The 23823-nt window shown below is 67.1% G+C and carries 21 protein-coding genes; 8 read left to right on the forward strand and 13 right to left on the reverse strand.

Annotated features, from left to right (window positions below):
* Window positions 1-111: 111 nt before the first annotated feature.
* Both cobA and ACHQ4I_RS19310 read right to left on the reverse strand, forming a co-directional pair.
* On the reverse strand, window positions 112-1332 hold the full coding sequence (gene cobA, locus ACHQ4I_RS19305) for a uroporphyrinogen-III C-methyltransferase (protein ID WP_420773365.1): 1221 nt from the start codon (window positions 1330-1332) through the stop codon (window positions 112-114).
* A gap of 117 nt (window positions 1333-1449) precedes the next feature.
* Window positions 1450-2610: a DUF6236 family protein gene (locus tag ACHQ4I_RS19310; RefSeq protein WP_420773182.1), complete on the reverse strand. Its 1161-nt coding sequence runs from the start codon at window positions 2608-2610 to the stop codon at window positions 1450-1452.
* A gap of 175 nt (window positions 2611-2785) precedes the next feature.
* On the opposite strand from ACHQ4I_RS19310, the gene ACHQ4I_RS19315 reads away from it, so the two are divergent.
* Both ACHQ4I_RS19315 and ACHQ4I_RS19320 read left to right on the forward strand, forming a co-directional pair.
* Complete coding sequence (locus tag ACHQ4I_RS19315; protein WP_420773183.1) at window positions 2786-3259, forward strand: nucleoside deaminase; 474 nt, start codon at window positions 2786-2788, stop codon at window positions 3257-3259.
* Between the two features lie 76 nt (window positions 3260-3335).
* The gene (locus ACHQ4I_RS19320; RefSeq protein WP_420773184.1) at window positions 3336-4295 is read left to right on the forward strand and encodes an isopenicillin N synthase family dioxygenase; all 960 of its coding nucleotides are present in this window, start codon (window positions 3336-3338) and stop codon (window positions 4293-4295) included.
* A gap of 19 nt (window positions 4296-4314) precedes the next feature.
* On the opposite strand, the gene ACHQ4I_RS19325 is transcribed toward ACHQ4I_RS19320, so the two are convergent.
* Entirely contained in the window at window positions 4315-5598 is a 1284-nt protein-coding gene (locus tag ACHQ4I_RS19325) for a DoxX family protein (RefSeq protein WP_420773185.1), read from the reverse strand.
* A 360-nt stretch (window positions 5599-5958) separates the two neighbouring features.
* Here ACHQ4I_RS19325 and ACHQ4I_RS19330 point away from each other — a divergent pair, with 360 nt between their 5' ends.
* Together ACHQ4I_RS19330 and ACHQ4I_RS19335 are read left to right on the forward strand one after the other, a co-directional pair.
* Window positions 5959-7089 (forward strand): phosphotransferase family protein, encoded by a 1131-nt coding sequence (locus ACHQ4I_RS19330; RefSeq protein ID WP_420773186.1) that lies wholly within the window; start codon window positions 5959-5961, stop codon window positions 7087-7089.
* A 2-nt stretch (window positions 7090-7091) separates the two neighbouring features.
* Window positions 7092-8189, forward strand: a complete 1098-nt coding sequence (locus ACHQ4I_RS19335) for an Rv3169 family protein (protein WP_420773187.1) — start codon at window positions 7092-7094, stop codon at window positions 8187-8189.
* Here the strand turns inward: ACHQ4I_RS19335 and ACHQ4I_RS19340 are convergent.
* The 6 genes from ACHQ4I_RS19340 to mqo all read right to left on the reverse strand — a co-directional run bounded on the left by ACHQ4I_RS19340 (window position 8186) and on the right by mqo (window position 15321).
* A complete protein-coding gene (locus ACHQ4I_RS19340) occupies window positions 8186-8713 on the reverse strand; it encodes a cobalamin biosynthesis protein (RefSeq protein WP_420773188.1) in 528 nt (175 codons plus the stop codon). The two genes, ACHQ4I_RS19335 and ACHQ4I_RS19340, sit on opposite strands and share 4 nt — an antisense overlap.
* Before the next feature lie 79 nt (window positions 8714-8792).
* On the reverse strand, window positions 8793-10322 hold the full coding sequence (locus ACHQ4I_RS19345; RefSeq protein WP_420773189.1) for a cobyrinic acid a,c-diamide synthase CobB: 1530 nt from the start codon (window positions 10320-10322) through the stop codon (window positions 8793-8795).
* Window positions 10323-10422: 100 nt separating this feature from the next.
* The gene (gene cobO, locus ACHQ4I_RS19350; protein ID WP_420773190.1) at window positions 10423-11037 is read right to left on the reverse strand and encodes a cob(I)yrinic acid a,c-diamide adenosyltransferase; all 615 of its coding nucleotides are present in this window, start codon (window positions 11035-11037) and stop codon (window positions 10423-10425) included.
* Between the two features lie 108 nt (window positions 11038-11145).
* Window positions 11146-13227 carry a VWA domain-containing protein gene (locus ACHQ4I_RS19355; RefSeq protein WP_420773366.1) on the reverse strand — a complete coding sequence of 694 codons (2082 nt, stop codon included), beginning with the start codon at window positions 13225-13227 and terminating at the stop codon, window positions 11146-11148.
* Between the two features lie 111 nt (window positions 13228-13338).
* Complete coding sequence (locus ACHQ4I_RS19360) at window positions 13339-13788, reverse strand: GNAT family N-acetyltransferase (protein ID WP_420773191.1); 450 nt, start codon at window positions 13786-13788, stop codon at window positions 13339-13341.
* 18 nt (window positions 13789-13806) lie between these two features.
* Window positions 13807-15321 (reverse strand): malate dehydrogenase (quinone), encoded by a 1515-nt coding sequence (mqo, locus tag ACHQ4I_RS19365; protein ID WP_420773192.1) that lies wholly within the window; start codon window positions 15319-15321, stop codon window positions 13807-13809.
* A gap of 260 nt (window positions 15322-15581) precedes the next feature.
* On the opposite strand from mqo, the gene ACHQ4I_RS19370 reads away from it, so the two are divergent.
* Window positions 15582-16649, forward strand: coding sequence for an alpha/beta hydrolase (locus tag ACHQ4I_RS19370; protein WP_420773193.1), 1068 nt, complete (start codon window positions 15582-15584; stop codon window positions 16647-16649).
* Here the strand turns inward: ACHQ4I_RS19370 and ACHQ4I_RS19375 are convergent.
* The 3 genes from ACHQ4I_RS19375 to map all read right to left on the reverse strand — a co-directional run bounded on the left by ACHQ4I_RS19375 (window position 16629) and on the right by map (window position 19714).
* On the reverse strand, window positions 16629-17192 hold the full coding sequence (locus tag ACHQ4I_RS19375; protein WP_420773194.1) for an alpha/beta hydrolase: 564 nt from the start codon (window positions 17190-17192) through the stop codon (window positions 16629-16631). The genes ACHQ4I_RS19370 and ACHQ4I_RS19375 overlap by 21 nt on opposite strands.
* Before the next feature lie 93 nt (window positions 17193-17285).
* The gene (locus ACHQ4I_RS19380; protein ID WP_420773367.1) at window positions 17286-18833 is read right to left on the reverse strand and encodes a cobyric acid synthase; all 1548 of its coding nucleotides are present in this window, start codon (window positions 18831-18833) and stop codon (window positions 17286-17288) included.
* A 17-nt stretch (window positions 18834-18850) separates the two neighbouring features.
* On the reverse strand, window positions 18851-19714 hold the full coding sequence (map, locus tag ACHQ4I_RS19385; protein ID WP_420773195.1) for a type I methionyl aminopeptidase: 864 nt from the start codon (window positions 19712-19714) through the stop codon (window positions 18851-18853).
* A 210-nt stretch (window positions 19715-19924) separates the two neighbouring features.
* Here map and ACHQ4I_RS19390 point away from each other — a divergent pair, with 210 nt between their 5' ends.
* A complete protein-coding gene (locus tag ACHQ4I_RS19390; RefSeq protein ID WP_420773196.1) occupies window positions 19925-20935 on the forward strand; it encodes an LLM class flavin-dependent oxidoreductase in 1011 nt (336 codons plus the stop codon).
* Between the two features lie 139 nt (window positions 20936-21074).
* On the opposite strand, the gene ACHQ4I_RS19395 is transcribed toward ACHQ4I_RS19390, so the two are convergent.
* Entirely contained in the window at window positions 21075-21797 is a 723-nt protein-coding gene (locus ACHQ4I_RS19395; protein ID WP_420773368.1) for a GntR family transcriptional regulator, read from the reverse strand.
* 135 nt (window positions 21798-21932) lie between these two features.
* On the opposite strand from ACHQ4I_RS19395, the gene ACHQ4I_RS19400 reads away from it, so the two are divergent.
* Both ACHQ4I_RS19400 and ACHQ4I_RS19405 read left to right on the forward strand, forming a co-directional pair.
* Entirely contained in the window at window positions 21933-23060 is a 1128-nt protein-coding gene (locus ACHQ4I_RS19400) for a TIGR03364 family FAD-dependent oxidoreductase (RefSeq protein WP_420773197.1), read from the forward strand.
* Between the two features lie 8 nt (window positions 23061-23068).
* Entirely contained in the window at window positions 23069-23758 is a 690-nt protein-coding gene (locus tag ACHQ4I_RS19405; RefSeq protein ID WP_420773198.1) for a phosphonatase-like hydrolase, read from the forward strand.
* Window positions 23759-23823 lie beyond the last annotated feature (65 nt).

A 23823-nucleotide genomic window follows, 5' to 3' on the forward strand; every position in this document is an offset into this window, starting at 1 on the left:
GGGGGCGATTCGCCGAGTCATAGCGAAAGTCACTATGCGTTGTGACGGAGTCCAACGGCGGGTAGTGCTCGGCGATCAGCGGCCGAACTCGACGCTCGTCGCGAGCGGGCCTTACCCGGCGGAGGACTCGGCTGGTGGCTCGTCGGAGTCGGCCGAGAAACCCGCGGTGGGGCCGATGACGACGATCGCGGGTGGGCGGATGCCTTCTTCGCGGACGCGGGCGGCGACCGTGCCGAGGTCGGCGCGCAGGACGCGTTGGGTGCGCAGGGTGCCTTCCTGAATGACCGTCGCGGGCGTGTCGGTGGGGCGGCCGCCCTCGATGAGCGCGGTCGCGAATTGTTCGATGCGCTCGACCGCCATCATCAGCACGATGGTGCCGCGCAGCCGGGCCAGGGCGGGCCAGTCGACCAGCGAATCCGGATGGTCGGGTGCGACGTGACCGCTCACCACGACGAATTCGTGGGTGACACCGCGGTGGGTCACCGGAATGCCCGCGGCGGCGGGGACGGAGATCGGGCTGGTGATACCGGGGACCACGGTCACTGGGACGCCCGCCTCGACGCAGGCCTCGAGTTCCTCGTAGCCGCGGCCGAAGACGTACGGGTCGCCGCCCTTGAGCCGCACCACGAACTTGCCCGCCTTCGCGCCCTCGACCAGCGCGGAATTGATCGCCTCCTGCGCCATCGCCCGCCCGTACGGGATCTTCGCCGCATCGATCACCTCGACATCGGGTCCGAGTTCGGCAAGCAGCTCCGGTGGTGCGAGCCGGTCGGCGACAACGAGATTCGCGCGCCCCAGCAGGCGGCGGCCGCGCACCGTGATCAGATCCGGATCGCCGGGACCGCCACCGACCAGCGCGACACCCGGGGCGATCGGCGTCGAATCATCGTTCACCACACCCGATTGCAGCGCCTCGAGCAGCGCATTGCGCACCGCCGCAGAGCGCCGATGCTGACCACCGGCCAGCACACCGAGGGTGAGTCCGTCGTAGCGAGCGGTCGCGGGAGTCACCGCGGTGCCGAGCCTGGCCACGTCGGCGCGCACGCAGAAGATCCGCCGCCGGGTGGCCTCCTCGACCACGGCCGCATTGGTCTCCGGTTCGTTGGTGCACGCGATCGCATACCAAGCGCCATCCAGATCGCCGTCGACGTAGGCGCGCAACGTCACCGTGAGCTGCCCGGACGTCGCCATCCCCTCCACGGCCGGAGTGACTTCGCGACTGATCACATGTACGTCGGCCCCCGACGCGATCAGCAGCCCGAGCCTGCGCTGCGCGACCGTCCCGCCGCCGACCACAACGACACGCCGCCCATTGAGATCTAGCCCGACCAGGTAGTTCGGGTCACTCGCGGGACGGACATCGGAATCGCGTTCCGACTGGTCATCGGTGGGTACTGGCGTGTTCGGCACAATGTTCGAGCCTACGTCCTGCACGCGCGCTCTCAGCAATCACCCGCCACGGCGAAGGGTGCGCAGCAAGGCATTGCCCGCGAGTCGGCGGTCCGCGGCCAGCAGATAGGCCACCGGAGAGTCGGCCCGCGCTCTATGCCGCAACCGCAACTGCCCGGCCAGATACGGGACAACGGTCACCGCGACCGCGACGCCACCGAGCACCAGTTGCCCACCCGCCGCGGCGACACCACCGGCCAGGGTTCCGGCGGCGGCGCTCAGATCGACTTTGAGCCCCATCGCGCCGGTCGTCGATTCGACGCCGAGCCCACGCAGACCGCGCTGGAGTTCGGCCAGTCGCGGTTGTGTCTTGACCTGATACAAGTTCTCCAGATGTGCCACGGCCACTTCGAGGTTGGCGGCCCGGGCCGCGTCGCGCAGCTCGTCACCCAGGCCATCGACGTGCTCCCGGAATGCGGCGAGTTCGGCTCGATTCCGCTCGCGGAACCTGATCAGCTTCGAAATCGGCAGCTGTGCAAGGTGATTCGGTTGGATTACCGAGCGCACCGCGATATGGAGATACGCGGCCGTGGCATCCTCTAGCCGCTTTTCCTCGTCCTGTCCGAGCATCAGATCCGTCAGCATGGCGGTCGAACCGATCGCATTGTGTATTCGAGGTTCGTCGGTGGCGGGCGAGAGCATGTTTTCGCGGGCAACCACATCGGTCAGCGCCGCGAGATAAATGGATCCCAGCGTCGGATGCAGGCCGATCCACGGCTCGTCATCCGCGGCCGCCTCCGCGAGTCCGCTGCGGAGCAATCTGTCGCGCAGAGCCCTACTCATCTTCGACTGCCGCCCGGAGTACACCCACACGAGATTCGGATTCGACCGCGGTGGTTGATTCGATACCGGCGCTTGGGCCGGTGGCGACCCCAGACTCAGATCGGTCGCCCGATACGGCGCGTACCGGCGGATCAGTTCGTCGCGGTGGTGCCCCAGAACGTTGTAGAACAGCGACGCGACCGATTCCAGCTCGGCCTCACGCGGAACGATATCGATTACGAAATCCGATTCCCTGCGCAATTGACGGACCAGCGGACCGTCGCGATCAATGGCTCTCGGCCGAATGCGGACCATCTTGTCCCAAGTGAGCAGGGCCAGCTTCAACCAGTTGTCATCTTGGAAGTGCATCCACGGGTAGTACAGCGCGCTCGCCGACATCGGCTCAGCCTAATCGGACTTCGGGTCGCGCGGTCGGCGATAATTCGGCGGATCGCCCGGGTCGGATGGTCCTGCGGGGATCGGGTGGCGGGTGACGCTGTCAGCAGCGGTGCCCGCAATGACATACGGTTCGTCAGTTGTTGCGGTGGCCGCCCGGTTCCTGGAGGTTGGAGCCATGACGCAGGCGATACCGGCACGGCAACTGCTAGAGGTGGCTTATGAGGAGGCACTGCGCGGCCTGACCGAGGGCGGGATCCCGATCGGCGCCGCGCTGTTCGCGGCCGACGGCACCCTGCTCGGGCGCGGGCACAACCGCCGGGTGCAGTCCGGCGATCCCAGCATGCACGCCGAGACGGACGCGTTCCGCAATGCGGGCCGCCGCCGCGACTACGGCTCGACCATCATGGTGACCACCCTGTCGCCGTGCTGGTACTGCAGCGGCCTGGTACGACAGTTCGGGATCGGGGCGGTCATCATCGGGGAATCGCAGACCTTCCACGGCGGACACGACTGGCTGGCCGAGCACGGCGTCGCGGTGACCGTGCTAGAGGACCAGCGCTGCATCGACCTGATGACCGAATTCATCGCCGAGCAGCCGCAGCTCTGGAACGAAGATATCGGCGTGCCGGACGAGAGCGCCGCACAGTGACGGAACTCCCACGTTGCCAACGACATTCGGACGAACCGAGCCGCAGATCGGTGGCCGAACCGGAAAGGACCGAAGCATGAACGCGATTGCCTCGATCGACCTCGCACGGTGGCGTGCGGGCGGGCCGGCCGCCACCGAAGTCGAACTAGCCGTGGACGAGGGGTTGCGCCGCGCCGGATTCCTGCTCGTCTACGGCCACGGCGTCCCCGAGGGCCTGCCCGCCGCCGTGCGCGCGGCCGCCCGCCGCTTCTTCGCGCTGCCGGACGAGGTCAAGCAACGCTATGCCGTCACCGTGGGCGGTCGGGGCTGGATCGGCCCGGGCAAGGAGGCCAACGGCTATGCCGAGGGCACCGAGACACCGCCCGATCTCAAGGAAACCTACGCCGTCGGCGCGGATACCCCGGTCGGCGATCCCGAGGTCGACGACGTCTGGTTCCTGCCCAACGTGTGGCCCGCGGAGGTGATCGAACTGCGCGAGCTGATGACCACCTACACCGCCGCCATGCGCACTCTCTCCGACGAACTGCTCGCCCTGTTCGCCGCAGCAATTCAGTTGCCCGCCAACCCTTTCCAGGATCTGGCCGCCCGTCCGACCTGGACCTGCAATATCAACCACTACCCGCCGCTGACCGTGGTCGGCGCACCCGAACCCGGTCAGTTCCGCATCGGCCCACACACCGATTTCGGCACCGTCACCGTGCTCGATCGCGAGCCCGGCGCGGGTGGATTGCAGATCTACACCGAGGCCGAAGGCTGGGCCGACGCACCCTACGATCCGGCGGCGCTGACGGTGAATATCGGTGACCTACTCGCCTATTGGAGCGGTGCGCGCTGGCCGTCCGGCAGGCATCGGGTGCTGCCGCCGCAGCCGCAGGCGCCCGAGGAGGATCTGGTCTCGCTGATCTACTTCTACGAACTCGATCACGATGCCGTGGTCACCCCGCTCGAGCCGCCGATCGGCCGGGTCGGCGGGCTGGCACCGGTGGTGTCGGCGGCATTCCTGCGCACCCGACTTGATGCGATCACCATCGGTTGATCTACTCCGGCAAGGGATTTCAGCGGAAGTACGGGTAGTCCTGCACCCAATTGAATCCCCGGCCGCGCAGCGGGAAGCTGTCGAGATCGACCTGCTGCAAGGAGATGGTCACCGGGCGACCGTGCAGCTGCCCGTTCAGCGTCAGACGGTCGGGCGCGGGCTGTTCGAAGGTGAAGGCGGCAATCGGCGTCGGTTGCGCGTCCGGCTGCTCCGGCGGCGCGGATACGGCGAGGGTATGCGCGGCGGTGTCGACAGCCGGGACGGCAGGCACGAGCGTGCCGTCCATCTTCTGATAGGTCATCCCGGGCACATCGAAAACGACGCGCTGCCAACGTGTCTCGTCGGTGGTCAGCGGCGGCACCGGCACCCCGTCCTGGGTGAACTCCGATACCGTCCAGATCCCGTACAGCGGCGGCTTCGGGCTGCCGCCACCGCCTTCGTTCCAGTACTTCAGACCCGTGTGCACGAAGCCCAATGTCATCCACACCGCGAGCGCGACCTGCAATGCGATCGCGATCCAGCGAGTTCGGTTGCCGCGGAACGGATCCGGCTGCGTGGCCGGTTCGGACGGCCGATTCAGCAGCAGCACATTCGCCAGCCGCCGCGTCTGCGGCGCCAGCAGAACCATGCTCAGCAGCATGAGGTGGAATGCCAGGATCTTGACCGGAACGTCGAAGGTCATATTGAGCACGAACACCTGCGCCAAGCTCACCAGGCTCAACATCGCGCCGAGCGTCGCGGTCCTCGGCACGAAAAGCAATAGGCCGCCGAGCACTTCGGCGCAGCCGAGCAGGATCTCGTAGGTGGGTGAGCTTCCGACCTGGTTCCACAGCACCGAGGCGGGGCTGAACTCACCATATGGTTGCAGCAATTTGGCGAGCGAAGGCTGCGGCATCTGCGACGGAATGGCCTTGGCGAATCCGTACAACAGCATTTGTCCGCCCAGGCACATCCGGATGAAGATCAGGAACCAGGCCTGCAGCTTCTGATAGTCGCGCCTGCGCCGGTCCAGTACCGTCCAGATGAGCGCAGCCACCACCGCGACGATCAGCAGGCAGTAGACGAACGACCACATGAACCACTGATCGCCGCTGCCCGAATCCTCCCGCAGCACGATATCGGCGTCGAAGAACAGTCGCCCGGCCCACTCGACGACCGGGCTCAGCACGCGCAATTCCCACAGCACCGCGCTGTCCGGCAGCGATTCGGTGAGCAGCCCGGCGAACGCGAAGGGAATCTGTGAAAACAACAGGCAGAAAAGGCCGAAATAGGTGAAGCAGAACCGGAAAGCGATCCTGGACAACGGATTCCACCCTGCGGGCGGCCCGGATGATACGACGCTGTCTTCCCGATCGAGAACCTCCGTACCGACCGCGCTCACACCGATCCCCTCACTCTCACCCGAAGACTCCACGTCAGCCGACGGTATCCGCGCGATCGCCGGACCCGCTTCCAGGAAAACCCCGATTTACACCCCTACCCGTCGGAGTATGCGGCTCCGTCGGAAGTATGACCACCCGCCGTCTGGGGCGCCCCGGTGCAGCGGTTTGTCAATACCGAATATCACCCAGTGAGGGTCGCGCGTTTTCTTCGAATTTTTGCGGTAAGCACCGACTAGAACGCGTTACAGTTTCCGCAGGCACATGCGTCAGGAGGACAAAGAATGGCCGAAGATCCCGACCCCACCGCGCGGCGGCAGCTGACCGTCAGCGCGCGGGACCTCGACACGCTCGCCGAGGATCTGTCCCGGTGGCTGGACGGCAAGGTCGGCGCGGACCATCCGCCGACCATCTCGGCGCTGTCGCGGCCACAGGGCGCCGGGATGTCGAGTCCGACGGTGCTGTTCGACGCCGAATGGAGTGTGGACGGGCGAGCGGAGCGCGGCTCGTTCGTGGCCAGGATGACACCGGAGGCCGATTCGTTCCCGGTCTTCGAAAACTACGACCTGGAACTGCAATACCGGATCATGGAAGGGGTCGCGGCGGCATCGGAGGTGCCCGTCCCCGAACTGTGTTGGCTGGAGACCGACGAGAAGCCGCTCGGCTCGAAGTTTTTCGTAATGCGGCGGATCGAGGGCCGGGTGCCCGCCGATAATCCGCCGTATGTGTTCATCGGCTGGCTGTTCGACGCGAGTCCGCAAGAGCGTGCGGAACTGACCGCGAAGACCGTCGAGGTCATCGCGAAGGTGCACGAAATCCCGGACCCGACAACGCGATTCCCGATGTTGGACGGTCCCGGGCAGGCACTGCGCCGCCATGTCGAATGGCACCGCAACTGGTACCGCTGGGCGTTGGCCGATGACGGTTACCCGATCCCGCTGATCGAGCGGACCTTCGACTGGCTCGATGCGCACTGGCCCGCAGATCCCGGTCCGGACGTGCTGAGTTGGGGCGATTCGCGGCCAGGCAATGTGCTCTACGACGGCTTCACCCCGGTCGGCGTACTCGACTGGGAAATGGCCGGACTCGGCCCGCGTGAACTGGATATCGCCTGGCTCATCTTCATCCACCGCTTCTTCCAGGACATCGCCACCCGGTTCGATCAGCCCGGGCTGCCGGACTTCCTGCGGCGCGCGGACGTTGTCGCGAAATACCAAGAGATCACCGGCTATACGGTCCGCGATCTCGACTTCTACATCGTCTACGCCGCGCTGCGGCACGCGATCGTGATGGCCAGGGTCAAGCGCCGGATGATCCATTTCGGCGAGGACACCGATACTCCCGATCGCGATGACTACGTGATGCACCGGGCAAGCCTCGAGGCGCTGCTCGACGGAACCTATGAATGGGATTGAATATGCCTTCGCCCCTTGATGAATACCCCATCCACCAGACTCACCTGTCGATGGCCCGAGTGGCCAGCAGCGACCGGAACTTCTACGACCGAAGCTATTTCAACGGTCACGACCGCGATGGCGGCACCTTCTTCGTAACCGGCGGCGGCGTCTATCCGAACCTCGGGGTGATCGACGCGTACGCCTGCGTTCGGCGTGGTGATATCCAGCGCACGGTCCGCTTCTCCGACGCCCTGGGCGATCGCGGCGTCGACCTGCGGGTCGGCGGCTACCGGATCGAGGTGCAGGAGCCGCTGCAGCGGGTCCGGGTGGTCTGCGAGCACGATGATCTCGGCTTCGACCTCACCTGGCACGGGTCGTTTCCCACCGTCGAGGAACAACCGCACCTGATCCTCAACGGCAATCGCCCGATCATCCAGGCGACCCGCTTCGCGCAGGTCGGCTCGTGGGAGGGGACGCTGCACGTCGACGGCACGGACCTCACCGTCGACCCGGCCGTATGGATGGGCACCCGGGACCGCTCCTGGGGCATCCGCCCGGTCGGCGAACCCGAACCGCCGGGCCGCGCCGCCGCCGAACCCTCCGGCGGGTTCTGGTGGATGTACGTGCCGATTCGCTTCGACGATTTCGCCATCGTGGTGATCCTGCAGGAGGAGCCCGATGGCAAGCGCACCCTCAACGACGCCGTCCGCATCTTCCCGGACGGGCGCACCGAACAGTTGGGCTGGCCGCGCTATCACATCGAATATCGCTCGGGCACAAGGCATCCCGTCGGCGCTCGATTGGAACTCAGCACCCCGGACGGTAAGCCGCTCGACGTCGAGATCCGGACCGTCACCAATATCCCCCTGCACGTCGGCTGCGGCTACGGCGGCGACCCGGACTGGCTGCACGGCCGGTGGATGGGCCGCGACTGGTCCTCGACCAGCAGCTACGACTTGACCGACCCGGCCATTGCGGGCCGTATCCCGTTCGGGGTCATCGATCACGTCGCGCACGCACGCTGCGGCGAGTCCGAGGGGTGGGGTCTGTTCGAGCACGCGAGCCTTGGACGTCACGATCCGACCGGGTTCGCCGATTGGGGTTCGGTCGCGCCCTAGGTTTGGGGCGATGCGGGCACATGCTGGTGTGCGGTGAGCGCGGCCGCGATCACAATTCCGTCGACCGTGCGCTTGGGGATAACGAGCGGCCCACCGGCAGCGAGCAGCGCAGCAGCCTCGGCGACACTGGCGGTGCCGAGCGCGTCATCGGTGCGCGCGGAGGGGTTGGGGACGTCGACCTGGGCGAGTTCGGCTGCCGTGTAGGTACGGACCGGGACGTCCAAGCGGGTGGCGGCACCACGGAGACCGAGTTCGTCGGCACGACGATCGATGGTCGCTAGACAGGCAATGGGCTTGTCGCCCAGCACTTCTCGTAGCGAACCAAGGAGGCGTTGCGTCGATGTGCCCGGCCGAAACCCGAGGCCGACAGCCAGCTCGGGCGGTCGCGGTCGGCCCTCGGGCGACACCGCGACCACATCACGCGATGCTGCCACCGGATCGGGCGGCGCGACCACCGAATCCGGCTGTGTCGCAAGGGGATCGGAATGCGTCGAAGACGCGTCCGGGCGGGCAGCCGCTACCACGGGGCGCAGGCTCACGGGGCCGCACGGCGAGGCGAGGGCCGCGGGCGAGTTGGGCCGTCTCGCCGGTGCGGCGGGGGTGTCAGACGCTGGCACGAGTGCGGGCACAGTGGGCGGCTGCGGTGACGAAACGGCTTGTGGCTCGGGGGTTTCCGGCGGGGTGGGTGTGCAGGTAGGAGGCGTGTACCTGATGGATGAGAGCGCCCTCGCGGATGCGGTCTCCTGCGGTGTGCCAGCCCCACGCGTGGGTGACGTCGCCGGGGGTTACCAGCTGGGTGCGGTGGAATTCGTGACCGCGTACGCGCTCGCCCGCTCGCCACAGCGCGGAATCGGCGAGCGCCACACCATCTCGATAGCCGAGGGTCAGGCGCGGGCCGAACTCCGCCGTCGCGTCGACCACACCCGCCATCGGATGGCCGTCGAGTGAGCGCGTGAGATACAGCAGCCCAGCGCATTCGGCGTGCACCGGGAGCCCGGCCCGCGCCTGCTCGGCCACCTGCGCCAAGAGCCGGGTATTGGCCGCCAACGCCGCCGCATGCTCCTCCGGAAACCCACCGGGCAACACCAAACCCGCTGTCCCGGGGGGAAGTTCATCGCGCAGCGGATCGAAAACCACAACCCGCGCCCCCGCCGCCACCAACAACTCCCGATGCTCCGCATACCCGAACGTGAAGGCAGCCCCACCCGCCATCGCGATCACCGGCTCGAATCCCACCCCCGCAACCGCACCCCCCGCCTCCGGCGCAACCACAGCCCCGCGAACCGAGCTCGCCGCAGCCGCATGAGAGGTGCCCGCGCTCGACTGCGGCATGTTTGTCTGAGCGAGGGCATCTCGGTCGGACACCGGCTCCTCGGCAGCACGGATCGCGGTCGCTGGATCCCAGGCTGGACCCGTGACGGTCGAGTGGGCGAGGCGGGCTATGGCTGCCAGGTCTACGTGGGCAGCGACGAGGTTGGTCATAGCTTGGACGGCGGCGGTGGCGGCGGGGCCGTGTTCGACGGCGGGGATCAGGCCGAGGTGGCGGGAGGGGACTTCCAGTTCGCGCATGCGCGGCAGTGATCCGAGGACGGGGAGGCCGACTCGGTCGCAGGCCGCGCGCAGGACCTGGTCGTGACGGTCGCTGCCGACGCGGTTGAGGATTACGCCGCCGAGGCGGATCGCGGTGTCGAAGGTCGCGAAACCGTGCAGCAGGGCGGCGAGGCTCTGGCTGTGGCCGCGGGCGTCGACGACCAAAATCACTGGGGCGCCGAGTAATCCGGCGACCTGGGCGGTGGAGCCCTCGGCGATCGGTGCGCAGTGGTGCTCATCGATGCGGCCGTCGAACAGACCCATCACACCCTCGACCACCGCCAGGTCGCATCCCTGCGCACCGTGGCGATAAAGCGGCACAACACGTTCCGCGCCGACCAGCACCGGGTCGAGATTGCGTCCCGGCCGCCCGGCAGCCAGGCCGTGATAGCCCGGATCGATGTAGTCCGGCCCCACCTTGAACGGCGCCACCCGATGCCCGGCCCGCCGCAGCGCCCCGATCAAGCCCGTCGCCAGCGTCGTCTTCCCACTCCCAGAAGCAGGAGCCGCGATCACTACGGCCGGAACCCGCCCCTCGCTCACGGCAGCCGCACACTTTCTAGAGGTCGACGCGAGAGCCTGTTGCCGAATTGGCTCATTCTCGTCGTCTGCCGCAGCCATATCGCGCCCGGCGATAGGAAACTCACCATTCGATGCCTCGCTGGCCCTTGCGGCCCGCGTCCATCGGGTGTTTGACCTTGGTCATTTCGGTGACCAGATCGGCGGCGTCCAGCAAAGCCGGTGCGGCGTCGCGGCCGGTGATGACCACATGCTGATTGCCGGGACGATCGCGTAGCGTCTCGACGACCTCGTCGACATCGACCCAGCCCCATTTGAGCGGGTAGGTGAATTCGTCGAGGACGTAGAACCGGTGCTGTTCGGCCTGTAGCCTGCGCGCGATCTCGCGCCAGCCCGCCAGCGCGGCGGCGGCATGGTCCTCGTCGCTACCCTGCTTGCGGGTCCACGACCAGCCCTCCCCCATCTTGTGCCACTCGACCGGCCCACCGGTGCCGGTCTCCTCGTGCAGTCGGCCGAGAGTGCGAAAGGCCGCCTCCTCCCCCACCTTCCACTTGGCGCTCTTCACGAACTGGAATACCGCGATATCGAATCCCTGGTTCCACGCCCGCAATGCCATCCCGAACGCGGCCGTCGACTTCCCCTTGCCCGGCCCGGTATGCACCGCAAGCACCGGCTGATTGCGCCGCTGCCGCGTGGTCAGCCCATCATCCGGAACCGTCTCCGGCACACCCTTAGGCATCGAATCTCCTTGGTAGTCCATTGATCAGAACGTCAACATCGGTCGCACCGCCATGCGCCATGCGATCGAAGCTGCCGGACCGCACCTGCACAGGCATATCCGCCACGATCAGGCGGCTCGGGTCACGTTGGGGCGACCGGATCCGGCGCGGACGACATCGGCCACCGAGTCGCCGGTCAGTTCGGCGAGTTGGAGGTATCCGGCGCGGAGCGTCCGGGCCAGATCGGCGGCGAGGCCGAGGCGGATCATGCCGCGTTCGCAGTCGACGACGATCGAGGTGATCGCTTCGTTGGCAAGCAGATTCGCCGCGGCGCGGGCCCGCGGTACCGGGTCGGCGCCGCCGGTGGCGCGGCCGTCGGTGAGCAGCACCAGCATCGGGCGGCGGCGGGGGTCGCGGACGCGCTCGCGGTGTACGACCTCGCGGGCCTTCAGCAGTCCTGCGGCGAGCGGGGTTTTGCCACCGGTGCGCATGCCCGACAGGCGGCGCACGGCGATATCGACCGAGGACGTCGGCGGCAGTACGAGTTCGGCTTCCTGGCCGCGCACGGTGATCACGGCGACCTTGTCGCGCCGCTGATAGGCGTCGCGCAGCAAGGCGACGACGGCGCCGGTGACGGCCGAGAGCCGGTCCCGGGCCGCCATGGATCCGGAGGCGTCGACCACGAAGATCACCAGATTGCCCTCGCGCCCTTCGCGATACGCGCCGCGCAGGTCATCGGCGGCCAGTTTCAACGGTCCGTCGGCGCGGCCCCGGGAACGCTGGTGCGGTGCGGCGGCGAAGACGGTGCCGAGCAGATGCAGACCCGCGGAGGTGTCGGTGCCGGAACGGACGGTGCGGCCCTGCCTGGTCTGTGCGCGCGAGCGACGACCCGCCGCGCCCTCGCCGACGCCGGGGACCTCCCAACGTGGGGGTGTCACAACGGATGTCGCGGGTGTACCGGTACGCCCCTCGCGCGCGGACGGCGATCGCCCTCCGCCCGGCGAATCCGGGCCATCGCCGTCGGGGCCGGGAGTGCCATCCGGATCGTCTTCAGGGCCACGACCATCCGGGCCGCCATCGCTGGGGCCACCATCCGGATCGTCCTCGTTGTTCAGTGCCCGATCCGAACCTGCGTCATCGTTGGGGTGACTGTCCAGACCGCCATCATTCGAACTGCCGTCGTCGAGATCCCCAGCCCGTTGCTCCAACTCCGAACGCTCACCGGACTTTTCGGCCCGCGCAGCCTCCTCCCCCGCCGCACGCATCGCCTCATCCAACTGCTCTTCGCTGATCCCCGGCTCATCGAACGGATCCCGACGCCGCCGATGCGGCAACGCCAGCTCAGCGGCTACGCGCACATCCTCCTCGGCCACCGCTGCCGCCCCACGCCAGGCCGCATGCGCGGCGGCGGTCCTGGCCACCACCAGATCCGCCCGCATCCCATCCACATCGAACGACGCACACAGCGCGGCAATCCGCCGCAGCTCGACATTGTCGAGCGCGACGGACGCGACCCGATCGCGCGCGGTGAGAATCCGCTCGGCCACCTCCCGATCGGCGCCGGCATAGCGCCCGGCGAATCCGGCCGGATCCGCCTCGTAGTCCAGCCGACGGCGCACCACCGCCATCCGCACGTCCACATTCCGCGAGGCCGCGACGTCGACGGTGAGCCCGAACCGGTCCAGCAGCTGCGGCCGCAGCTCACCCTCCTCCGGATTCATGGTGCCGACCAGCACGAACCGCGCCGGATGCGAATGCGAGACCCCATCGCGTTCGATATGCACCCGACCCATCGCGGCGGCGTCGAGCAGTACGTCCACGAGGTGGTCGTGCAGCAGATTCACCTCGTCGACGTAGAGCACGCCGTGATGCGCGGCCGCCAGCAGTCCGGGCCGGAACGCCTGCTCGCCATCGCGCAGCACCCGCTCCAGATCCAGCGAACCGACCACCCGGTCTTCTGTGGCGCCGACGGGCAGTTCGACCAGCCGAGCGGGCCGCGCACCGGTTTCATCGACGACGGGCGGCAGCAACTGCGCAAGTGCCCGCACCACAGTCGATTTCGCGGTCCCCTTCTCCCCGCGCACCAGCACGCCACCGATCCCGGGATGCACCGCGCACAGAATCAGTGCCAGCTGCAATCGCTCCTGCCCCACCACCGCCGAGAACGGGAATCCCGCATCACCGTCCGCGCCGGGACGCGAACCGGTCAGCGAAGGGGCATGCGGCGCGGTTTCCGTATGGGCCAGGGACACGCCCCAACTGTATTCGCGCCGCAACCGCCGACCGGCAGCACCCTCCACCGGCCAGGAACCGCGCTGGATCTACCCCTTGCGCATGGGCAGATGCATGATGCCGTCGTCGATGAACTCCTCGCCGTCGGGCTTGAACCCGAACTTGGCGTACATATCGACCAGGTACGTCTGCGCGTTCAGGCGCACCGTCGCCGAGCCCGCCTCGGCGAGCGCCGCCTGCACCAGCCGGGTGGTGTAGCCGTGTCCGCGCGCCGGAACCGAGGTGCACAACCGGCCGATGCGGAAGGACTTCACGCCGTTCTCGTGCTCCTCGAGCAACCGCAGCGTGGAGATGATCTCGCCCTCGTCATCGAGCCAGAAATGGCGCGTCTCCGGCAGCAGGTCGAGTCCGTCCAGCTCCGGGTACGCGCATTTCTGTTCGACCACAAAGACTTCGACGCGAAGCTTCAACAGCTGATACAGGGTGGCGGTGTCGAGATCGAGCGCCCAGGACCGTTTGAGTGCAACCGTTGACATCATCGCGTCTTGCTATCACAACTATGCGATCGGCGCGACCCCTGCGTGCTTTGGCGTGTTGCCCGACACGCCGTTCAGGTTCAGGGTTTTGGTCGACCAATCCCAGACTTCCTGGAACAACGCCTGGTTCTCCGAGAGCTTTACGCCCAGCGAGGGCACCATTTCCTTCAGCTTCGGCGTCCAGTCTGCGTACTCGCGCGGGAAGCAGCGCTGCAGCACATCGATCATGGCGCTCACACAGGTCGACGCGCCGGGCGACGCGCCGAGCAGACCCGCGATGGTGCCGTCCTCGGCGGTGATAACCGCGGTGCCGAATTCGAGCACACCGCCCGCACCCTTGCGCCGGATGACCTGCACGCGCTGGCCCGCGGTGATCAGCTCCCAGTCGTGGCCGTCCGCGCGCGGCATGAACTCCTCCAGCGTGGCCACCTTGCCCGCCTCGGACTTGAGCAGCTCGCTGATCAGGTACTTGGTCAGGCCGAGTTCGGTGACGCCGACACCGAGCAGGGAGCAGATATTGTTCGGCTTGACCGACTTGAACAGGTCGGTGTTCTTACCGTCCTTGAGGAACTTCGGCGTCCACCCGGCGTAGGGCCCGAACAGCAGTCCGGGCTTGCCCTTGATGATGCGAGTGTCCAAGTGCGGCACCGACATCGGCGGCGCGCCGACCGCGGCCTTGCCGTAGACCTTGGCCTCGTGCTTGTAGACCAGCTCCGGGTTGGTGCAACGGATGAACTGGCCGCTGATCGGGAAGCCGCCGAAACCCTTGGCCTCCTTGATGCCCGACTTCTGCAGCAGCGGCAGCGCACCGCCACCCGCGCCGACGAAGACGAATTTGCTGATGAGCGTGCGGGTCCGGCGGGTGCGCAGGTTGCGCACCTTGACCAGCCAGGAGCCGTCGGCCTGCTTGGTCAGGTTGCGGACCTCGTGACCGAAGGCCAGATCCACTCCGGTGCGGCCGAGGTAGGCCAGCAGTTCGCTGGTGAGCGAGCCGAAGTCGATATCGGTGCCCTCATTGGTCCAGTTGAGCGCGATCGGATCGGAGAAGTCGCGGCCCCTGGCCATCAGCGGCAGTCGCTTGGCGAACTCGTCCGGACTGTCGATGTATTCCATCGTGGAGAACAGCGGATGCCGCGACAGCGCCTCGTAGCGCTTGCGCAGGTAGTCCACGTTGTCCGCGCCGTGCACGAAGCTGACGTGCGGGATGGGGTTGATGAAGGCGGAGGGATCACCGAGGATGCCGTTCTCCACGCCGTAGGACCAGAACTGCCGCGAGACCTGGAAGCGCTCGTTGATGTCGATGGCCTTGCTGATATCGACCGAGCCGTCCGGATTCTGCGGGCTGTAGTTCAGTTCACACAGTGCGGAGTGTCCGGTGCCAGCGTTGTTCCACGGATCGCTGCTCTCGGCGGCGGCGGCGTCGAGCCGCTCGAACAGGGAGATCGACCATTCCGGCTGCAACTGCCGAAGCAGTGCGCCGAGGGTGGCACTCATGATCCCGGCACCGATGAGTACTACATCGGTCTTTTCAGTCATGGCAGCGTTCGGCACGGGTAGATCGACTTCCTTGTCCTTCTGCGCACGCCCACCCCCACGGTGGGCCTGCTGGGCACGGGCGCTATGTGGTTGTTGCGAGTCCTGCGTGACTCGGCGGGAGTAGGTTACCCGCCGTTCACCTAAGCCCAATTGTGCACCTCACCTGTTCGAAGCCCGGCAACGAACTTGCCGAATGTGACATAGATTCCTTCCAGGGTTCGATCTTCGAAACGGCGCTGACGTCGCCTACATTGATCCTTGTGACGAATGAAGCCTCGCTCAGCGTGTCCGATATCACGGCTCCGGCCGCCGAGCGATGGAAGCCCGATGTCCTCGGTGCCGGCTATGAGCAGCGGACGTTGCCGCTCGGCCCGGACCCCGATGGCGAGGGCGAGGCCGTGGCGACACTGGTCCGCCACACCCCCGATACCGGCGCCGCCGCCACCGAACCCGCGGTGCTCTATGTGCACGGATTCACCGACTACTTCTTCCAGCAGCATCTCGCCGAACACTTCGCCGAGCGCGGACATCGCTTCTACGCGCTCGATCTGCGCAAGTGCGGCCGCTCGCTGCGCGACGGCCAGACGCCGCACTACGTGACCGATCTGGCGCTCTACGACGCCGAGCTGAACGAATCGCTGCGGATCATTCAGGAAGAGGCGGGCGAGCATGTGCTGCTGGTCGCGCATTCGACCGGCGGACTGATCGTGTCGCTGTGGCTGGACCGGCTCAACAAGGCGAAGGGCTCGGCCAAGTCGGGCATTGTCGGCCTGGTCCTCAACAGCCCCTGGTTCGACCTGCAGGGCCCCGCCTACTACCGGACCATCGGCACCCCGGTGATCAAGGCGCTCGGCCGGTTCCGGTCGATGTTCGAGCTACCCGGCGCAAAGATCAGCTCCTACGGCGACAGCCTGCACCACAGCGTCGCGGGCGAATGGCATTACAACCTGGATTGGAAACCCCTTCAGGGGTTCCCGGTCAAATTGGGCTGGCTGCGCGCGATCCGCAACGGGCACGCCAAGCTGCAGGCGGGTCTGTCGGTCGGCGTGCCCGCATTGATTCTGCGTTCGCGCATCACGAAGTTCGCGCGTCAGTATGGTCCGGCCGTGGACGTCGCCGATGCGGTGCTCGACGTCAGGCAGATTCAGCGCTGGTCGGGTTGCCTCGGTGATCGGACCAATATCGTCCCGATCGACGGTGCGCGCCACGATGTGTTCCTGTCCTCGGCCGTACCGCTGGGCAAGGCCTTCGCCGAACTCGACAGCTGGCTGGACTGGCTGGTGGTCTTCCGCAAGAAGACCGCCGGTTCACCAGAGGCTGGTGCGTAGCACGATCTCGGTGGCCAGCTCGTGGTCGGCCTCGGTCGCCACGTTGTCGACGTCGATCTGCACGACCCGGAATTCGCCGTAGACGTAGCGTCCGGAGGCGTCCGCGACCGATCGCGGCAGATTCTTGGTCACCAGCACCGTGGCGGCGACCTCCACCGGCCGACACGTCGGGTCCGCGACGGTGCCGTCGGCGGCCGGCACCGCGGGATGGCCGCGATCGGCGACGACAAGGCTGATGAACCGGCCGAAACCGCCCGCGCAGACCTGCCACCCCAACTGCGCGCCAGCACCGCGTCCGGCGACGTTCACCCACGGCACGCCCAGCTCGTCGAGGATGGCGTGGATGCCCGCCGGGTCCAGGTCAGCGATCGATTCCACCGCTATCGTGCGCAGGTCCGAGGTGTGCAAACGGGCACAGACCTGGTCATAGACGTCGACCGGATCACCGGCATCGGGCAACAGCAGCACGCTGTGCCGAGAGTCCGGGCCGTCGACCCGCACGGTCCATGCCCGGTCACCGACCGTGATCCGCCGAGATTTCATGCCGGAGTACGGTACACGCCCCAATTGAACGGAACCGCGTGTCAGTTACCCGCGAGTCAGGAACGTGAGCATTTCGGCGGTTGTCGGGGCTGGTCAGAGCACTGTGCTCGCGACTCCCAGGCCGGAGACGATGGGGGGAAGATCGGCGGGTGCACCGTCGGTGAGCAGGCGTTCGATGTGGGCCATGTCGAGGTGCTGTTCGATCAGGTCGGCGAGCAGGTCGAGTTGGGACGAGCGGACCGCGGCTACCGAAGTGTTCTCGGCGACGACGAAATCGTGACGTCCGGCGTGTGCGGCGACCTCGCGTAGCCATGAGCGGCGGAACCCATCCGATTCCAGCAGGCCGTGCAGGTGGGTGCCCCAGATCGCGCCGCGGGCACTGCCCTCTGCTGTCGGGTAGTTGTTCAGCTCGAGCCAAGCCGGATCACCGCTGCGCGCGACGCGACCATGGTGAATCTCGTAGCCGTGCACGGGAATTCCATTGCCGATACCCCGTCCGGTGGTGCGCCGCAGGATCTTCGGATCGGCGAATTCGATCTCCAGGTCGAGCAGACCCAATCCCGCGACCGTCCCCGCATCGGATTCGACGCGGTCGAAAATGCGACCGCCGAGCATCTGATAGCCACCGCAGATGCCGAGAATCGGGCGACCCGCGGCGGCCCTGGCACCCAGGGCATCGGCGATTCCATTGCGCCGCAACCACTCCAGATCCGATACAGTCGCCTTACTGCCCGGAAGCACCACCAGATCGGCATCGGCGAGCCGAGACGGGTCACTCACCCAGCGCACCGCGACACCCGGCTCACACGCCAGGGCTTCGACATCGGTGGAGTTGGAGATGCGCGGCAGGCGGATGGCGGCGACGGTGAGCCAGTCGGCGCCGATCGGCGGGCGTGGGCGGCCGACCGGTGCGTCGGCGACGGTGCCGAGCGAGTCCTCCGCGTCGATCCACAGCTCGTCCGCGTAGGGAATGACACCGAGCGTCGGGCGTCCGGTCAGCTCGGTCAGCCGGTCGAGTCCGGGGCGCAGCAGTTCGACATCGCCGCGGAACTTATTGACCACGAAACCGGAAATCAGTTGCTGGTCTTCGGGTTCCAGCACGGCCACGGTGCCGAACAGATGTGCCAGCACACCACCGCGGTCGATATCGCCGACCACGAGCACCGGCAGGCGCGCCGCCCGCGCCAGACCCATATTCGCCAGATCGGTGGCGCGCAGATTGATTTCGGCGGGCGAACCGGCGCCCTCGCAGATCACCACGTCGAATTCGGCGCGCAGCGAATCAAGTTCCGCGGCAACGACTTCGCGTAGATCTCGGCGATGCCGGAAGTAGTCGCGGGCACCGACGGTGCCGACGGCCTTGCCGCGCACCACGAGTTGCGAGCGCCGGTCGCTACCGGGTTTGAGCAGTACCGGATTGAACCGCACGCTCGGCTCCAACCCACACGCCGCCGCCTGCAGCGCCTGGGCCCGGCCGATCTCCCCGCCGTCGAGGGTGACCACCGAATTGTTGGACATGTTCTGCGCCTTGAACGGCGCGACTCGTATCCCCCGCCGTGCCAGCATCCGGCAGAGTCCGGCCACCACAACGCTTTTCCCGGCATCGGAGGTGGTCCCCGCGACGAGTAACGCGCCCGTCAGCTCGCCACGGGCCCGCGTCACGGCAGGGTCAGGATTTCGGCGCCCGTATCGGTCACGACCAGCGTGTGTTCGAACTGCGCGGTCCACTTGCGATCCTTGGTGACCACGGTCCAGCCGTCATCCCAGATCTCGTAGTCGATGCCGCCGAGGTTGATCATCGGTTCGATGGTGAAGGTCATGCCGGGCTCTATGACCGATTCGATAGCGGGCTGGTCGTAGTGCAGGATGACCAGGCCGCTGTGGAAGGTGGGGCCGACGCCGTGCCCGGTGAAATCGCGCACCACGCCGTAGCCGAACCGGTTGGCGTAGGACTCGATGACCCGACCGATCACATTGAGCGCCCGGCCGGGACGGACCGCTTTGATCGCCCGCATGGTCGCCTCTTGCGTCCGCTCGACCAGCAGCCGCACCTCCTCGTCGACATCACCGGCCAGGAAGGTCTTATTGGTATCGCCGTGCACGCCGTCGATATAGGCGGTGACATCGATATTGACGATGTCGCCGTCCTCGATCACCGTCGAGTCCGGAATCCCGTGGCAGATCACCTCGTTCAGCGAGGTGCAGCACGACTTCGGAAATCCCTTGTACCCCAAGGTCGATGGGTAAGCACCATGATCACACATGAACTCGTGCGCGATCCGGTCCAGCTCATCGGTGGTGACGCCGGGCGCCACCGCCTTGCCCGCCTCCTCGAGCGCCTGCGCCGCGATCTTGCCCGCGATCCGCATCTTTTCGATCGTCTCGGCGGTCTGCACCCAGGGTTCGCGCCCCTCGTTCACGGTCTTCTTCCACGCATACTCCGGACGCTCGATCGAGCGCGGAACCTCACGGGTGGGCGAGAGCGTGCCGGGAACAAGCGGCTGACGGGTACGCACTGACATGGAACAAGAGTATCCGCACGGCTCACGATTGCGTCTCGCTGGCGCTCGGCTCCGTCGTGCGCGCAGGTGCGCTGCGGCTCTGGTTCACTCGTCGCGCTCGCTCACAGCGCACCGCGTGCCCGGCCGCCGTCCCGGACGGAATAGTGTCGGACCACGGTCCGTTTAAGCTAGTGGTTGACGTAGAAACTACACAGGAACAGGACTCGAGCTGTGGAACTGGGACTCACGACCTTCGCGGAGCTGTACCCGGTCGGCGACCGACCGGCGCCCACCGCGGCCGAACGTCTGCGCGAAGTGGTGGACGAGGCGATCGCCACCGAGCAGGCCGGACTCGACGTCTATGGCGTCGGCGAACATCACCGCAAGGATTTCGCGGCCTCCGCACCCGCGGTCGTGCTCGCGGCGATCGCGGCGCGCACCGAGCGCATTCAGCTGACCAGTGCGGTGAGCGTGCTGAGCTCGGACGATCCGGTACGTGTGTACCAGGATTTCGCGACACTGGACGGACTCTCGAACGGACGCGCCGAGCTGATGGCCGGGCGCGGTTCGTTCACCGAGAGCTTCCCCCTGTTCGGCTATGACCTGGGCGACTATGACGAGCTCTTCGAGGAGAAGCTGGCACTGCTGCTGCACATCCGCGCGGACGGGCCGGTCACCTGGAGCGGGAAATTCCGCGCTCCGCTGCGCGATGCGGTGATCTACCCGCGCACGGACAACCGGCCGCTGCCGGTGTGGATCGCGGTGGGCGGCAGCCCGGAATCGATAATCCGCGCTGGACTGCTCGGCCTGCCGCTGGCGATCGCGATCATCGGCGGCCAGCCCGCGCGGTTCAAGCCGCTGGTGGATCTGTACCACCGCGCGCTCGAACAAGGCGGGCACGACAAGCAGCCGGTCGCGGTGCACGCGCACGGCTATATCGCCGATACCGACGAGCAGGCCGTTGCGGATTTCTACGAGCCGTACGCCGTGGCGATGAGCACCATTGGGCGCGAACGCGGTTGGGGCCCGATGACCCGTGCGCAGTTCGATGCCCTTCGCTCGCAAAGCGGTTCGCTATTCGTCGGCACGCCGGACTACGTCGCCGAGAAGGTCGCCGACGTCCGCGACACCCTCGGCCTGGACCGCTTCATGCTGCACACCAGCGTCGGCACCCTGCCGCACGATAAGGTGCTGCACAACATCGAATTGCTCGGCGAGAAGGTCGCACCCCAGGTGCGCTGAAGAACCCGACGCGCCATGCATTCATGAGATCGGTACTTCCGGAGCGTTCGGCTGATGCCGGGACTGCGGTGTCGGAAGCGCGCCATGGCCATTGGCAACGCGGCGGACGCGATCGCGGCCGTGGACCGGGGTTCGAAACCTAGCTGCCGAGTTGTGCTTCGAAAGCGATGCGGTCGCCGCGGTAGAGGGAGCGGACGCGTTCGACCGGCTCGCCGCGCCGGTCGACGGTGCGCCGATGCAGCAGCAGTAGCGGTAACGATGTGGTGCATTCGAGCAGGGCGGCCTCGCGGGGGGAGGCCAGCACCGTCTCGATGCGCTCGGTGGCACTGCCGAGCTCTACGCCGCTGGCGCGCACGGCCGCGTATAGCGAGGTGGTCGGGTCGTAGGTGCCGCGCAGGTGGCCGAAACGGGCGAGCGACATAAAGGTGCTCTCCAACCCGATGCGTTCGCCATCCGCGAGCAGCACCCGCTCGAGGTGCATAACCGGAGTGCCGATGGTGAGCCCGAGGTCGCGGGCGGTATCGGCGTCGGCGGGTACATCGTCCCAACCGACGAGCAGACGCCCCGGCACCCGGCCGTAACTGATGGCGCCCTCGGTGTAGGAGCGCAGCGACAGCGGCTGCACCATCTTCGGCCGCGACACCACCGTCCCCCGCCCCTGGCGGCGGATTCGTCCCTCCACCAACAGGTCTCGCAGCGCTTGGCGCACGGTTTCGCGGGCGACCTCGAATCGGACGGCCAGATCCCGTTCCGAGGGGACCGGATCGCCCTCCTCCAGATCGGTCAGCAGCTGCTCGAGTTCGGTGCGCACCAGGTACGACTTCGGCAGCCGCGGCGCCGAATCGATACGCCCGCCGCGCATTTCATCGGCCTCGGCTCCCGTCACACCTGATGTACCCATGCCGACAGCCTACCCGGCATTGGTCTATACCAATTATTAACCTGGCGTTCGCGTACGAAACACTCCTTGGTCTAGACCATTGCCCACTATGTACCCATGCGACTGGTCATCATCGGAGGAGGAATCCTCGGCACCGCACACGCCTTGGCCGCGATCGGCCGTGGTCACGAGGTCGTACAGCTGGAGCGGGAGCCCGAGGCGCGCGGCGCGACGGTGCGCAACTTCGGCCTGGTGTGGGTGTCCGGGCGCTCGGCCGCCGAACTGGACTTCACGCTGCACTCCCGGCAATTATGGGAGGAAATCGGCGGCAGGGTCCCCGGTGTCGGATTCCGACCCGCCGGATCGATGACCCTGGTGCGCACTCCCGCCGAACTCGCGGTCGCCGAGGCCGCCGCGGCGAGCCCGTACGCCGAGGCGCGCGGCTTCGAACTGCTCGAGCCCGAACAGGTGCGCGCGATCAATCCGGCCCTGCGCGGCAAATTCCTCGCCGGACTGCATTGTTCGACAGATGCCGCCGTCGAGTCCCGCCAGGCACTGCCCGCGCTGCGCGCCTATATGACCGCATCCGGCCGCTACACCTTCCACGCGAGCACCGAGGCCCGCAATGTCACCGATACCGGTTCCGGCGCAACCGTTCTCGACGATCAGGGCCGCACCTTCGAGGCCGATCTGGTGCTGGACTGCCCCGGCGCCGCGCACACCGGCCTGACCCGCGAACTCGTCGGCGCTATCCCGGTGCGCCGGGTCCGGCTGCAGATGATGCAGACCGCACCGCTGGGCGAACCGCTCACCACCGCGATCGCCGACGGCGACAGCTTCCGCTACTACCCGGGATTCGCCGGTCCCGAACTGAACGTCCTCAACGCCGAGCAGTCGCAGACCGCCATCGCCGCCGAACACCAGATGCAACTGCTGTGCGTGCAGCGCCTGCACGGCGGACTCACCATCGGCGACACCCACGAATACGAGGAGCCCTTCGCCTTCGACCTGGACGAGGCGCCCTACGAGCACCTCACCGCCGTCACCGAGGAACTGCTCGGACGCAAACTGCCGCAGGTGGTTCGGCGCTGGGCAGGCGTCTACAGCCAGAGCATCGATCCGGCCACCATCGCGACCCGCGCGAAGGCCGATGAACACATCTGGGTCGTCACCGGGCCGGGTGGCCGCGGGATGACCCTCGGCCCCGCGATCGGCGAGGAAACGGCCGACCTGCTGAACCTCTGAGGAGCACTGTGCCGGACAAGAATATTTCCCTCGCCGTCCTCGATATGGCGGGCACCACGGTCGCGGACGGCGGGCTGGTCCTGCGCGCATTCGATGTCGCCGCGACCAGCGCTGGTATCGAAACCGAAGGGCCGCAACGTGATAAGGCCCGTCAGTATGTGCTCGACACCATGGGCCAGTCGAAGATCGCGGTGTTTCGCGCATTACTCGGCGACGAGGATCGCGCGCAAGCCGCCAATCTCGCCTTCGAGGCCGCCTACGACGCGCTGATCGACGAGGTCGAGATCACGCCGATTCCCGGTGCGGCCGAGGCGATTACCGCGCTGCGGGCCGCTGGCGTCAAGGTTGCTCTCACCACGGGTTTCAGCCGCACCACCCAGGATCGGCTGCTCAACACGTTGGGCTGGAACGAGATCGCCGATCTGACACTGGCGCCCTCGGATGCCGGACGCGGCCGCCCTTACCCGGACATGGTCCTGACCGCACTGCTCCGCCTCGGCATCGGCGCCGTGGATCAGATTGCGGTGCTGGGCGATACGACGAGCGATATCGCCAGCGGGTTGGCTGCCGGTGCCCGCATCGTCGCCGGCACGCTGACCGGCGCGCACAACGAAGAGCAATTGCGTGCGGCCGGAGCCACCCATGTGGTGGCCTCGGTCTCCGAGTTCGCGGAACTGATCCTGGCCAGCCGAACCTGACTGTCCCCGGCGAAAGCCGGTCCCAGAACCGGGATCCCGGCGTTCGCCGAGATGACGGAAATCCC

It is taken from the genome of Nocardia nepalensis (assembly GCF_048910785.1).
GTDB classification, from domain to species: Bacteria; Actinomycetota; Actinomycetes; order Mycobacteriales; family Mycobacteriaceae; genus Nocardia; species Nocardia nepalensis.

What these genes read in the sequence shown, in the direction of transcription:
- mqo (WP_420773192.1), bottom strand. Translation starts at nt 15,321, where the DNA reads ATGACTGAAAAGACCGATGTAGTACTCATCGGTGCCGGGATCATGAGT.
- ACHQ4I_RS19310 (WP_420773182.1), bottom strand. Translation starts at nt 2,610, where the DNA reads ATGTCGGCGAGCGCGCTGTACTACCCGTGGATGCACTTCCAAGATGAC.
- cobO (WP_420773190.1), bottom strand. Translation starts at nt 11,037, where the DNA reads ATGCCTAAGGGTGTGCCGGAGACGGTTCCGGATGATGGGCTGACCACG.
- map (WP_420773195.1), bottom strand. Translation starts at nt 19,714, where the DNA reads ATGTCAGTGCGTACCCGTCAGCCGCTTGTTCCCGGCACGCTCTCGCCC.
- ACHQ4I_RS19330 (WP_420773186.1), top strand. Translation starts at nt 5,959, where the DNA reads ATGGCCGAAGATCCCGACCCCACCGCGCGGCGGCAGCTGACCGTCAGC.
- ACHQ4I_RS19395 (WP_420773368.1), bottom strand. Translation starts at nt 21,797, where the DNA reads ATGCGCGGCGGGCGTATCGATTCGGCGCCGCGGCTGCCGAAGTCGTAC.
- ACHQ4I_RS19315 (WP_420773183.1), top strand. Translation starts at nt 2,786, where the DNA reads ATGACGCAGGCGATACCGGCACGGCAACTGCTAGAGGTGGCTTATGAG.
- ACHQ4I_RS19360 (WP_420773191.1), bottom strand. Translation starts at nt 13,788, where the DNA reads ATGATGTCAACGGTTGCACTCAAACGGTCCTGGGCGCTCGATCTCGAC.
- ACHQ4I_RS19335 (WP_420773187.1), top strand. Translation starts at nt 7,092, where the DNA reads ATGCCTTCGCCCCTTGATGAATACCCCATCCACCAGACTCACCTGTCG.
- ACHQ4I_RS19320 (WP_420773184.1), top strand. Translation starts at nt 3,336, where the DNA reads ATGAACGCGATTGCCTCGATCGACCTCGCACGGTGGCGTGCGGGCGGG.
- ACHQ4I_RS19375 (WP_420773194.1), bottom strand. Translation starts at nt 17,192, where the DNA reads ATGAAATCTCGGCGGATCACGGTCGGTGACCGGGCATGGACCGTGCGG.
- ACHQ4I_RS19400 (WP_420773197.1), top strand. Translation starts at nt 21,933, where the DNA reads ATGCGACTGGTCATCATCGGAGGAGGAATCCTCGGCACCGCACACGCC.